The following is an 11,693-nucleotide window of genomic DNA, read 5'->3' as shown; positions in this document are numbered from 1 at the left end:
CAAGTGACGACGAGATTACTCGTCGTCTTCGGATTCGCTGGCCTTAACAAGACCTTTATCACCAGCTAATTTCACGCGTACAGGTTTAGCACCCCACATACCTTCAAGCTGATAGTAGGAGCGCAACATTGGTTGCAAAATATGCACGACGATGTCACCGCAATCTACCAATACCCATTCGCCAGTTTCTAAGCCTTCGATAGAAATGACTTCTCCACCTTTAGCATTTACCTCTTCTTTAACCGACATGGCTAAAGAGCGGGTTTGACGGTTACTAGAACCAGTGGCAATGACCACTCGATCAAATAACTCGCTTAATTTAGTGGTGTCATACACGCGGATATCTTGCGCTTTAACATCTTCTAGGGCATCAATCACGACGCGTTGTAATTTACGTAAGTCCATATTTTCTCGGCAATAATTTTTCTATTTAGGGTGATCTTAGCTTGATTACTGGTACAAGCCCAGATTTGTAATGATTTCTAGGGTGTGGGTTGGAATTTGCTCGGATGCAATAGAGCTCCGTGAGCTGGATTTGAGACGTTCTCGTAATGCGGTTGAGGATAGATCAATATTCAAGCTTTCATCGATGTATATGAGGCCTGCGGCGCTATTTTCAAGGGCGTCGGCGTCTGATGTTTGATGGGTCTCCAAAAATTGACCCACTTCAGAGCTAATTTCCAGCTTTAAATCATGGTGTGGCCTAGTCGCCACCGCAAAATTCACATACTGGCTCAATTTTTCCCAGGAGTTCCAACTAGGGAGGGCAACTAGAGAGTCTGCTCCCATCAGCCAAGTCAGGCTAGCATTTGTTCCAAAGCGCTCACGCAAGGCTTTAACGGTATCAATTGCATAACTAGGTCCAGCGCGATCAATCTCCATGCGATCAATACCTACTTGAGTGGAAATCTTGAGATATAAAAATGCTCTCGCCAGATCAATGCCGGCAGCTTCAGTCAACTTCAGGCGCATTTCTGCGGGAGTAATGCCGGTTCCCTTTTGCCATGGCTCACCACTTGGAATAAGCAGCAGTGCATCTAAGTGGAGTAGCTTTGCAAAATGCGTAGCCAATTTCAAATGACCTATATGAGGAGGATCAAATGTACCCCCAAGAATGCCAATTTTCTTTATAGCGCTCAAGCTAGCCAATCTCGTGGCTTCAGGTAATAGTCATACAACTTAGCCTCAGGAGTGCCAGGCTTGGGTTGCCAGTTGTACCACCACTGCACTACTGGCGGCATTGACATCAAAATAGATTCAGTGCGACCACCGGAGTGCAAACCAAAGATAGTCCCACGATCAAAGATCAGGTTATATTCCACATAGCGACCGCGGCGATATTCTTGGAAGGACTTTTCTTCGGGGGTGAAGCTATCTTGATAGCGACGTTCTACTATAGGTAGATATGCATTGATAAAGGCATCGCCCACAGCGCGCATCATGGCAAAGCTTTTTTCAAACCCAAGCTCATTAAAGTCATCAAAGAAAACGCCGCCAATGCCGCGGGGTTCTTCGCGATGCTTGAGGTAGAAATATTCATCGCACCATTTTTTAAAGCGAGGGTAAAGCTCTTGGCCAAAAGGATCTAATGCATCCTTGGCAGTTTGGTGAAAGTGTTTGCAGTCTTCATCAACGCCGTAATAGGGTGTGAGGTCAAAGCCTCCCCCAAACCACCATACTGGCTCTTTGTCAGGGGCCTGCGCAATAAAGCAACGCACGTTCATATGCGTGGTGGGTACTTTAGGATTATTTGGGTGAAATACCAAAGACACGCCCATCGCCTCAAAGCTACGGCCTGCCACCTCTGGGCGATGATGCGATGCCGATGGAGGCATTTGATCACCGCGGACATGGGAAAAGCCTACCCCACCTTTTTCTAGAATATTGCCGCCATCCAAAATGCAGGTGCGACCATAGCCTTTGAGTTTGCTATCTTCAGGTTTGTGCCACTCATCAGCAACAAAGACCTTGCCATCCAAAGCGCTCATGGCGTTTGTGATGCGATCTTGCAGACCTAAAAAATAGTCTTTTAGGGTGGCGATATCGATTTGGGTTTGTTGATCTGACAAGGGCGTTCTAACTTGATGGATTTACTTAATTGCGCGGTAGCCAATATCTTTGCGATATTGCATGCCGTCAAACTGGATATGGCTGATGGCTTCATATGCTTTTTGTTGTGCGCCACGCACGGTATCAGCAAGTCCAACAACGCACATCACCCGTCCACCGGAGGTCACTACTTTGCCATCTTGTAATTTCGTACCGGCATGGAATGTAATTTGATCTTCAGTATCAGCCGGAATGCCGGTAATCACATCACCAGCACGCGGGGTATCGGGGTAATTGGTGGCTGCAAGCACAACGCCTAAGGCAGTGCGACGATCCCATTTCAGCTCAACTTCATTGAGCGTTCCATCTACTGCATGATCCAGAGCATTGACGAAATCACTGCGCAGGCGAGCCATGATCGGTTGTGTTTCTGGGTCGCCCATGCGGCAGTTAAATTCCAAAGTCTTGATCATACCATCAGGAGAGATCATTAAGCCCGCATACAAGAAGCCTGTATACGGAATGCCATCTGCTTGCATGCCCTTGACTGTTGGCATGATCACCTCACGCAATGCACGCGCATGAATTTCTGGTGTAACAACTGGCGCAGGGGAGTAGGCACCCATACCGCCCGTATTCGGTCCTTGGTCAGCATCAAGTAAGCGCTTGTGATCTTGGCTGGTCGCCAATGCAAGAATATTCTTGCCATCCACGAGAACAATGAAGCTAGCTTCTTCACCTGTTAGGAATTCTTCAATCACAACGCGGGCACCTGCATTGCCTAATTTGTTATCAGCCAACATCATGTCAACTGCGGCATGCGCCTCTTCAAGACTCATTGCCACTACAACACCTTTACCTGCCGCAAGGCCATCAGCCTTAATCACAATTGGCGCACCCTTGGCATCAATATAAGCATGCGCTTCAAGCGCGCTAGAAAACGTTTGGTAATCGGCAGTTGGAATGCCATGACGTTTCATAAAAGCTTTAGAAAAGTCTTTAGAAGATTCCAGTTGAGCTGCCAATTGAGTTGGGCCAAAAATACGCAAGCCATTATTACGGAAGACATCCACAATGCCAGCAGCAAGTGGCGCTTCTGGACCCACAACCGTGAGATGAATCTTCTCGCGCTTAGCAAAATCAGCCAGCTCCTGTAATCCAGTGATCGGTAAGTTCTCAATGCCCGCAGCAGTTTGTTTGGCAGTTGCTGTTCCACCATTGCCAGGAGCAACATAAACCGTTTGGACTTGTGGTGATTGAGCCAGTTTCCAGGCTAAAGCATGTTCGCGTCCGCCAGATCCGATTAGGAGAATTTTCATAACAAGCTATCTAGTATTTAAATGAGGTAATTAAAAGAAATGAATTTAAAAAATTAAAGAGCAGCATTCGTAAAAACTTCTTGAACGTCATCTAAGTTCTCGAGTGCATCTAATAATTTCTGCATACTCTCAGCCTGATCACCTTCCAAAACAATCTCAGTCTCAGGGCGCATGGCAACCGTTGCTAGCTCAGGCTTGAGGCCTGCTTTACTAATAGCATCTTGTACATTTGAAAAATCAGGAACAGGAGACAGTACCTCTAAAGAACCGTCATCGTGAGTAATCACATCTTCAGCGCCAGCATCTAAAGCTACTTCCATGAGTTGATCTTCACTGATGCCTGGAGCAAATAACATTTGACCGCAGTGTTTGAATAAAAAAGCAACAGAACCTTCGGCACCCATATTGCCGCCATTCTTATTAAAAGCATGGCGAACCTCAGCAACAGTGCGAGTACGATTATCAGTTAAGCAATCGACAATGATGGCTGCGCCATTCATGCCATAACCCTCATAACGAATTTCTTCGTAGTTAACGCCTTCAAGAGATCCAGTGCCACGTTGAATCGCTCTTTGCACATTATCGTTCGGCATATTGGAGTCTTTGGCCTTATCAATAGCCAGACGTAAACGTGGGTTGGTAGCAATATCACCACCGCCTAATTTGGCGGCAACGGTAATTTCTTTAATGAGTTTGGTCCAAATCTTGCCGCGTTTTTCGTCCTGACGACCTTTGCGGTGCTGAATATTGGCCCATTTCGAATGGCCGGCCATACGGGTAAGTCCTTTTAATAATTTGGCTAGAAGACCTCATTTTAAGGGGTTCTAGACCCAAGGCAGGGGGTTACTAACCATTTTTTGTTACACTCTCATGTCTTAGCAGTAACAAAGTAGCAAATTAAGCAGAATTTCCACTGCAAACACCTGCCTCGGTGATGGAATTGGTAGACGTGCCGGACTCAAAATCCGGTGCCGCAAGGCGTGGCGGTTCGAGTCCGCCCCGAGGCACCACTCAAAGACTGTTCAGTCCTTGTGCATCCTTAGATTATCTAAATTTCGTAAGTCTCGGATTCATTATTCATTGCCTGCTCAACAATCTTCTTGGTGAGCGTTGGTGAGAAGAGTTCAATGAAGGTATAGACAAATGAGCGCAAGTAAGCACCTTGTTTGACGCCTAGGTGAGTCACGTTATTACCAAATAAATGTCCCGCAGGAATTACCTTGAGATTGCGATCGCGATCGGGGTCATAAGCATGACCCGCAACAATACCAATGCCCATGCCTGTCTCTACATAAGTCTTAATCACGTCCGCATCAATCGCCTCCAAAATAATATCGGGCGTAATATTTCTTTGCGCAAAGGCCGCATCAATTTTGCTACGACCAGCAAATGCTTTGTCATAAGTGATGATGGGGTACTTGGCAATCTCTTCCAGGGTAAGCGTTGCCTGGTTGAGAAGGGGGTGGCTTAGTGGCACCATGAGTACGTGCTGCCATTGGTAGCCCGGCAAAGCCAGTACGCCCGGAGTATTGGCAATACCTTCTGTGGCAATCGCAATATCTGCACGATCATGCGTGAGCAACTCTGCAATTTGACCTGGGTTACCTTGCTGAATGCTCACCTTTACCTTCGGAAAACGTTTAGTAAATTCAGTCAGCACTTTAGGAAGTGCGTAGCGTGCTTGTGTATGGGTAGTGGCAATAACGAGACTACCTTGATCTTGGCTAGCAAAATCTTTACCCACTCTCTTCAGTGTTTCCACTTCATCGAGGATGCGCTCAATCGAACTCAAAATACGTTTACCTGGTTCTGTCAAGGAGCGAATGCGCTTGCCATGACGACGAAAGATCTCTACGCCTAACTCATCTTCCAATTCAATAATGGCCTTAGAAACTCCTGGTTGAGAGGTGAATAAGGCTTTAGCTGCGGTCGTTAAATTGAAGTTTTGCCTAACGGCTTCACGCACGAAGCGGAATTGGTGGAGATTCATAAGGATTCCTGTCTATATATCAGCAATGATATAGGAATCAAATTCTAAATGATTTTTGGGTATTAAGCCTTAGAAACCCAGCGCAACCCGAATAGCGCCAAAAGAAAGTAAAGCAAAGGCGGGGTAAGCGCAGTTAGTAGTGCTGGCCAAGAACCCAAAAGCCCTACGTTAGAGAAGAGGGAATTAAATAGCTGGAAACTCATGCCCAGCATGATTCCACCAAACACCTTGATACCAACACTACCTGCTCGAACCTTAAGGTATGCAAACGGAAGGGCTAGTGTGAGCATCACAAAAATCGTGAAGGGATAAACCACCTTCTTCCAAAAAGCAATGGAATGTCTTTGCGCATCTTGTTTGTTTTCACGTAGGTGGGAGATGAAGCGACCTAAGCTCATGATCGACATTTTTTCAGGGCTGATTAAGAGCACATTCAAAATTTGGGGTGTGACTTCTGACTCCAGGGTGACAATCGGGTGCGTAAAAGTTTGTGCAGAAAAGACTGGGTTTAGCGGGTCAGATTGCTTTGTTTCTTTAAAGCGGGTTTCAGTGACGTCATTTAAAACCCAAATGCCAGTCTCATCAAACTGTCCGGAGACTGCACTACGAATAGAGAGAAGATGATAGGTGTCATCAAACTCATACATGCGGATATTTTGAATTTCATTATCTTTATCAACTTTACCCACATTGACATAGCGCACGCCTGGGCGCACGGGGCCACTACCATCTTCATCGCGTAAGCGATCCTTCACCCAAACACCCGTTTTAAATTGTGACGTATAGGCTGAGCCCATAGCCCTCATGCGAATCTGGTCAGACTTTGCTTCGGAATAAGGGCCAACCCATTCACTCATGATGAGTGTGAGCGCTATTAATGGAAGTGAAATTTTTGTGAGAGTAATGAGCCCGCGTTTCACGTCTAATCCAGCGATGCGCAAAATGGTGAACTCAGACTGGCTAGCCAGCATTGCAAATACATAGATACTGCCAATCAAACCTGCAATGGGGATGATTTCAGAGATTCGGCTTGGCGCCTTTAGAAGAACATGAAGTAGGGCCAGAGGAAGTGTGTAGGCTCCTTGCACAGACCCTAACTCGCTCAAGATATCGAAAAACAAAAACAAAGCTACCAAGGCAAACAAGATAAAGCCAAAAGCAGCATAAATCTGCTTGGCTAGATAGCGCTCGTAAATGAAAGGAAAGAGCAATTTCATTTGGTGGCCATAGAGGCGGGCAATTGACGGCGCCACCACTTTAGAGAAGGATTAATACGATTGCGAATTAAGGCTGTCGCAATTAAGAGGGCAAGCAAATGAATAGGCCAGATGGCAACAAATACACTGACCTTGCCTTGTGAGACAAAATTTTGCGTCAGGTTAAGTAAGTTGCTATAGATTAAATAAATTAAGACTGCATAAAACATTGCAGTGTAATTACCCAAGCGAGGGTTCACATAAGCAAGCGGAATTGCAATCAGCACTAAACCTAATGCCATTAATGGCAAGCCAATGCGCCAGAGTAACTCAGCACGATTGGGGTTGATAGAGGCTGGATTAGGGTCATTTAACAGCTCAGTGACCGTCTTCTCGCGATCACGTGGTGCGGGCGCCAATGAATCTTTACTCCGTATCTTGGTGCTGTATTCATTAAATTCTAGAATTCTGAAATCGGGCTGCGTGGGTTGCCCCTCATAGCGTCTACCGTTATGCATCACGATGGATTTCTCGCCACCTGCAGAATTTTGAATATAGCCAGTTTGGGAAACTGCAATACTCAGTCGACCATTCTTAGAGTCGGCTACGAAGATATTCTTGACTTCACTTTTATCAACATCGAGCTCTTCAATGAAAAATACGCGCTCTGCTTTTGCAGACTCTTTGAATTGTCCAGCGCTCACCATGGATACGTCATCACGTTGTTGAAAGCGTTGACTAATTAAAGTGGATTCTCGGTTTGCCCAAGGCCAGACAAAAAGAGCCAGGAGCGCGATCACAATGATGAGCGGCGTGGCAAATTGCATGATGGGGCGAATGAGATTGGTAACGCTTAAGCCACTAGCAAACCACACAATCATTTCTGAATCTTTGTACCAGCGCACCAGAACGATGAGGGTTGCGACAAATAGGGAGACCGTCAAAAGAACCGCAAGATAACCTAGGGTGGCCAAGGCAATTAACACCAGCGCATCTTCTGGATTGACCGCCCCGTTAGCGGCATAACCCAAAATTCGGATCACCAGGGTAGTCACCATTATGGTGACTAAGACCAAAAAGACCCCGCCAGTCGTAAAACTGAGTTCGCGGCGAAGGGCCTGGTTAAAAATCATGAGAATTTATAGGTCTGGACTTGATGGGTTATTGGGCTTGTAAATGGCTTATATTGCTGCAGGTAAGGGAAGTTATTCTCATGTCGGAGGATAATGGATAAACGTCCCAAATTAGCAGATTACCCCTTTTGAAGCGACCAAAACACCGTAATAGATTATGACAATTAAATTCAGCACCAAGATTTTCCCTCAAGCAGACCTTCAGAGCCTAAAACTCCAGAAATCTAGCCTCAAATCCTTGCTTAGCCACAATACCGACTGCTTGGTTTTGGCATATTCCAAGGCGGATTTTGATAGTTTCTCAAGTGCTAAGGGCGCCAAGGCAAAAGTAGGATTTTTGCCAGAGCTAGATCTTTTGCTCGGAGGCTCAGTCAATCACGCCAATCTTGTTGGGGATTTAGATTCCAAGCAAGCTTCCGTATGCATGTTGCGTGCAGAAAAATCTTGGTCAACTAATGGGGTTAAAGTAAAACGAGTATTACTCGTTGCTTTGGGTGATGTACATCTTGCTAGCGAACGGAGTTTGACTACTTATTCCAAAGTTGCTCGCGCAGCTTTGAAGGTGTTAAGTGGCGGATCAATTGAAAGTGCGCTTTGGTTTACACCAAGTTTTGCGCTTGCACACAAAGCTGACTTCATTGCCGAAGAGGTTCGCCTTACTGTTCAATACGCTGGTGACCAAGCTTATCGTTTTGGTGTGCGTCAGCCCGCCATGAAATTTAAAGCAAAAGATAAAGCAGACACATTTAAGCATCTCATCTTTGCGGGTAACGATGCCTGCGCTAAAGAGCTAAAGCCTGCAGTAGAGCAGGGTGTCGCGATGGTAGAGGGTATGAACCTAGCGAAGGATTTGGGTAACCTTCCCCCAAATATCTGTACGCCAACCTACCTTGGTAAGGCAGCCCAGGGCTTGAGTAAAAAGACTGCTTTGAAAGTGGATGTTCTTGGGCTCAAACAAATTGAGGCCTTGGGAATGGGTTCATTCTTATCTGTTGCTAAGGGCTCTGATACTCCACCACAATTTATTGTGATGAAGCATCAAGGCGGCAAAGCAGGAGAGGCTCCGATTATTTTGGTTGGCAAAGGAATTACTTTTGATACTGGCGGAATTTCATTAAAGCCAGGCGAAGCCATGGATGAAATGAAGTACGACATGTGTGGCGCAGCTTCAGTCATCGGCACCATGTATTCCATTGCTTTAATGAAGTTAAAGAAGAACGTGATTGGCGTTGTTCCTACTTGTGAAAATATGCCATCAGGCCAAGCAACTCGTCCTGGCGATATTGTGAAGAGCATGTCAGGACAGACCATTGAGATTCTCAACACCGATGCAGAAGGTCGCTTGATTCTGTGTGATGCACTGACTTATGTAGAGCGCTTTAAGCCGGCGGCAGTGATTGACGTCGCCACCTTAACTGGCGCTTGCGTGATTGCTTTGGGTCATGTACATAGCGGTTTGTTTTCTGACGACGAGAGCTTGGTGAGCGAGTTGACTAAGGCAGGCCATGCTTCTTTGGACACGGTATGGCGTTTGCCTTTGGATGCGGCCTACCATGAGCAACTCAAATCTAATTTTGCAGATGTTGCCAATATTGGCGGTCGTCCAGCTGGTAGCGTGACAGCAGCCTGCTTCTTATCTCGCTTCACCGAGAAATACAAATGGGCTCACTTAGACATTGCTGGTACCGCATGGAAGAGTGGCGCTGCCAAAGGCTCTACCGGTCGTCCTGTGCCCCTTTTAGTGAACTTCTTGCTCGAGCGCAAGTGAGCGCTTTAGGTCTCGGATAAATATTGAATGACTCGAATTGATTTTCATAGTAATGTCAGTGACAAGCTGGAATACGCATGTCTCCTCACGCGCAAGATTTGGAGCGCTACACCTGAAGGTGAACCAGTCCGCAATATTGTGATAGTAGGTGAGAAGGCAGATCTGAAAAAGTTGAATGAACTTCTTTGGGCATTTAGCAGCACCGATTTCTTACCGCATTGTTTTATTGAGGACGAGGCCGCAGCAGAAACCCCAATAGTTCTAACGGATGGCTTTGCTTCCCCAGCCCTGAATGGTATTCCCCATGCTGATGTCATGATTCATTTGGGAATGCGTATGCCTGCTGATGTGCCAGCCTTGGTTGCGCGCTTTCCCAGAATCGTTGAGGTGGTCACGGTGAATGAAGCGGAACGTTTGGCAGGGCGCGAGCGCTTTAAAGCCTATCGAGAGTTAGGTCACGAGTTGCATAACTTCGACCAATCCAAAAGCTAAGAACCATGTTGATTCATCCACAGTTTGACCCTGCAGCAATTCGTATTGGATCATTTGCAATTCATTGGTATGGCTTGATGTATCTGATGGCCTTTGCTCAATTCTTGCTTTTAGGTCGTTTGCGCATTAAGTCGTCACGCTATCAAGCCTTGGGTTGGACCTATAAAGATCTTGAGGATCTTCTGTTTGCAGGCGTCCTTGGTGTGGTGTTGGGTGGTCGCTTAGGCTACACCTTCTTTTATATGCCAGGCTTCTATCTATCCCATCCCTTGAGTATTTTTAAGATATGGGAAGGCGGCATGTCTTTTCATGGCGGCTTGTTAGGAGTACTTGTTGCGCTTTACTGGTTTGCTAAAAAACGCAATACCACTTTTTTTGTGGTGAGTGATTTGGTTGCTCCACTAGTTCCCTTTGGATTGGCTTTTGGTCGACTGGGGAACTTTATTAATGGTGAGTTATGGGGTAGACCTACCGATCTTCCATGGGCGATGATTTTTCCTTTAGTGGATTCTGTCCCACGTCATCCATCGCAGATTTATCAACTGCTTGGTGAAGGCGTACTTCTGGGTATTACGCTCTGGATTTATGCAGGCAAGCCAAGACGTGTTGGCCAGGTATCTGGATTTTTCTTGTTGGGTTACGGTATTTGCCGTTTCTTGGCCGAATATGCGCGTGAGCCAGATTCCTTCTTAGGCCTTCTGGGCTTAGGATTATCTATGGGTCAGTGGTTATGTGTACCAATGATTTTGTTTGGGCTCTATCTCATGACTGCACTTAAATCGAAGAGTAATTAAATAGCGCATGCTGAATGAAGAGCTGACACTTCGAAAATTAGAGGTACTGTGCTCGTTTGTTCGGACTGGTAGCCTTTCTAAAACAGCAGAAGAGTTGCGCTTAAGTTCAGTCAGCATTCACAAGGCATTACATTCCCTAGAATCCGGAATAGGGTGCGCATTATTTGTAAAAGATGGACGTCAGTTAAAGGCTTTGCCAGCAGCTATTTATTTGGCTGAAGCAAGTGCAGATTTATTGGCTGATGTAGACCGTATCCTGAAAAAGACGCTAGCAAAAGCAGGCGTCGAAAGCGGTCAAATCCGCCTAGGGTCAATGTACTCTTTGACGGCCAACATCATTCCTAGAGTCATCATGGGCACCAAAATTCGAAGACCTGATTTGGATATTGATTTATATCTAGGATCTAATGAGGATTTGATGAAGCGGCTCAGCGAGGGTAATGTAGATGCAGTAGTCATGGCGGTTCCTACAAGAGATCTTCCGGAGGGTGTCCAGGTAGTTCCTCTTTTTGAGGACCAGTTGTTTTTAGCCTCCTCAAAAAACAACAAGCCAACCGAAGTCAGTATTGATTTATCCGAGTACCAGAATGAGAAGTTTCTGACCCTTCAGGATGGTTTTGCCACTACCTCAGGGTTCTATGAAGCATTCCTGTTGGCGGGCTTTGCGCCTAATGTGGTGATGAAGGTGGGGGATATCTTTTCTCTCATGAATATGGTCTCGGGGGACCTAGGAAGATCTTTGTTGCCCGGCAGAGTGAAGGCATTAATGGGTGATGCGATTGAATTTACCCCGTTATTGCCAAAATATCAGGTGACACAGCGTATTGGCTTAATGTACCTCCAGGCTAATGAATCAAACCCCAATATCCTCGCTCTAGCGGCTGAAGCCCGTATGTTGCATCGCAATAATCCCTAAACCCATCGAAATATGTTTGCTAATTCATTAACTTAA

General features: G+C 46.0%; 11 protein-coding genes, 1 tRNA gene and 1 pseudogene. 5 read left to right on the top strand and 8 right to left on the bottom strand.

Annotated features, from left to right (window positions below; genetic code table 11):
- Positions 1–18: 18 nt before the first annotated feature.
- The 5 genes and pseudogenes from rsfS to ICE89_RS04265 form a co-directional block, all read right to left on the bottom strand.
- Positions 19–405 (bottom strand): annotated as a pseudogene (rsfS, locus tag ICE89_RS04285) (ribosome silencing factor); the annotation flags it as partial.
- 45 nt (positions 406–450) lie between these two features.
- Positions 451–1,140: a nicotinate-nucleotide adenylyltransferase gene (locus ICE89_RS04280; RefSeq protein WP_216264963.1), complete on the bottom strand. Its 690-nt coding sequence runs from the start codon at positions 1,138–1,140 to the stop codon at positions 451–453.
- Positions 1,137–2,048, bottom strand: coding sequence for an oxygen-dependent coproporphyrinogen oxidase (gene hemF, locus ICE89_RS04275; protein WP_216262646.1), 912 nt, complete (start codon positions 2,046–2,048; stop codon positions 1,137–1,139). The genes ICE89_RS04280 and hemF overlap by 4 nt, the downstream gene beginning before the upstream one ends.
- Before the next feature lie 42 nt (positions 2,049–2,090).
- Positions 2,091–3,368 (bottom strand): phosphoribosylamine--glycine ligase, encoded by a 1,278-nt coding sequence (gene purD / locus ICE89_RS04270; RefSeq protein ID WP_216264962.1) that lies wholly within the window; start codon positions 3,366–3,368, stop codon positions 2,091–2,093.
- A 53-nt stretch (positions 3,369–3,421) separates the two neighbouring features.
- On the bottom strand, positions 3,422–4,141 hold the full coding sequence (locus ICE89_RS04265) for a YebC/PmpR family DNA-binding transcriptional regulator (protein WP_216262357.1): 720 nt from the start codon (positions 4,139–4,141) through the stop codon (positions 3,422–3,424).
- A 152-nt stretch (positions 4,142–4,293) separates the two neighbouring features.
- Here ICE89_RS04265 and ICE89_RS04260 point away from each other — a divergent pair.
- Positions 4,294–4,378 (top strand) — tRNA-Leu (locus tag ICE89_RS04260).
- Between the two features lie 38 nt (positions 4,379–4,416).
- Here the strand turns inward: ICE89_RS04260 and ICE89_RS04255 are convergent.
- The 3 genes from ICE89_RS04255 to lptF form a co-directional block, all read right to left on the bottom strand.
- The gene (locus ICE89_RS04255; protein ID WP_216262355.1) at positions 4,417–5,358 is read right to left on the bottom strand and encodes a CysB family HTH-type transcriptional regulator; all 942 of its coding nucleotides are present in this window, start codon (positions 5,356–5,358) and stop codon (positions 4,417–4,419) included.
- A gap of 62 nt (positions 5,359–5,420) precedes the next feature.
- The gene (gene lptG, locus ICE89_RS04250) at positions 5,421–6,575 is read right to left on the bottom strand and encodes an LPS export ABC transporter permease LptG (protein ID WP_216262353.1); all 1,155 of its coding nucleotides are present in this window, start codon (positions 6,573–6,575) and stop codon (positions 5,421–5,423) included.
- On the bottom strand, positions 6,572–7,687 hold the full coding sequence (lptF, locus tag ICE89_RS04245) for an LPS export ABC transporter permease LptF (RefSeq protein ID WP_216262351.1): 1,116 nt from the start codon (positions 7,685–7,687) through the stop codon (positions 6,572–6,574). Before lptF ends, lptG begins: the two co-directional genes overlap by 4 nt.
- A gap of 163 nt (positions 7,688–7,850) precedes the next feature.
- Here lptF and ICE89_RS04240 point away from each other — a divergent pair, with 163 nt between their 5' ends.
- From ICE89_RS04240 to ICE89_RS04225, 4 genes are read left to right on the top strand one after another with little or no spacing between them, the layout of a single operon-like run.
- Positions 7,851–9,455 (top strand): leucyl aminopeptidase, encoded by a 1,605-nt coding sequence (locus ICE89_RS04240; protein WP_370625328.1) that lies wholly within the window; start codon positions 7,851–7,853, stop codon positions 9,453–9,455.
- A gap of 27 nt (positions 9,456–9,482) precedes the next feature.
- Positions 9,483–9,947: a DNA polymerase III subunit chi gene (locus ICE89_RS04235; RefSeq protein WP_216264960.1), complete on the top strand. Its 465-nt coding sequence runs from the start codon at positions 9,483–9,485 to the stop codon at positions 9,945–9,947.
- A 5-nt stretch (positions 9,948–9,952) separates the two neighbouring features.
- The gene (lgt, locus tag ICE89_RS04230; RefSeq protein WP_216264959.1) at positions 9,953–10,741 is read left to right on the top strand and encodes a prolipoprotein diacylglyceryl transferase; all 789 of its coding nucleotides are present in this window, start codon (positions 9,953–9,955) and stop codon (positions 10,739–10,741) included.
- A 7-nt stretch (positions 10,742–10,748) separates the two neighbouring features.
- Complete coding sequence (locus ICE89_RS04225; protein ID WP_216264958.1) at positions 10,749–11,657, top strand: LysR substrate-binding domain-containing protein; 909 nt, start codon at positions 10,749–10,751, stop codon at positions 11,655–11,657.
- The last annotated feature ends 36 nt before the right edge of the window (positions 11,658–11,693 follow it).

Source organism: Polynucleobacter sp. AP-Kaivos-20-H2, from assembly GCF_018882215.1.
Lineage (GTDB): Bacteria > Pseudomonadota > Gammaproteobacteria > Burkholderiales > Burkholderiaceae > Polynucleobacter.
This window is presented reverse-complemented; position numbering and strand designations above follow the sequence as displayed.

What these genes read in the sequence shown, in the direction of transcription:
- purD (WP_216264962.1), bottom strand. Translation starts at nt 3,368, where the DNA reads ATGAAAATTCTCCTAATCGGATCTGGCGGACGCGAACATGCTTTAGCC.
- ICE89_RS04265 (WP_216262357.1), bottom strand. Translation starts at nt 4,141, where the DNA reads ATGGCCGGCCATTCGAAATGGGCCAATATTCAGCACCGCAAAGGTCGT.
- ICE89_RS04255 (WP_216262355.1), bottom strand. Translation starts at nt 5,358, where the DNA reads ATGAATCTCCACCAATTCCGCTTCGTGCGTGAAGCCGTTAGGCAAAAC.
- lptG (WP_216262353.1), bottom strand. Translation starts at nt 6,575, where the DNA reads ATGAAATTGCTCTTTCCTTTCATTTACGAGCGCTATCTAGCCAAGCAG.
- lptF (WP_216262351.1), bottom strand. Translation starts at nt 7,687, where the DNA reads ATGATTTTTAACCAGGCCCTTCGCCGCGAACTCAGTTTTACGACTGGC.
- ICE89_RS04235 (WP_216264960.1), top strand. Translation starts at nt 9,483, where the DNA reads ATGACTCGAATTGATTTTCATAGTAATGTCAGTGACAAGCTGGAATAC.
- lgt (WP_216264959.1), top strand. Translation starts at nt 9,953, where the DNA reads ATGTTGATTCATCCACAGTTTGACCCTGCAGCAATTCGTATTGGATCA.
- ICE89_RS04225 (WP_216264958.1), top strand. Translation starts at nt 10,749, where the DNA reads ATGCTGAATGAAGAGCTGACACTTCGAAAATTAGAGGTACTGTGCTCG.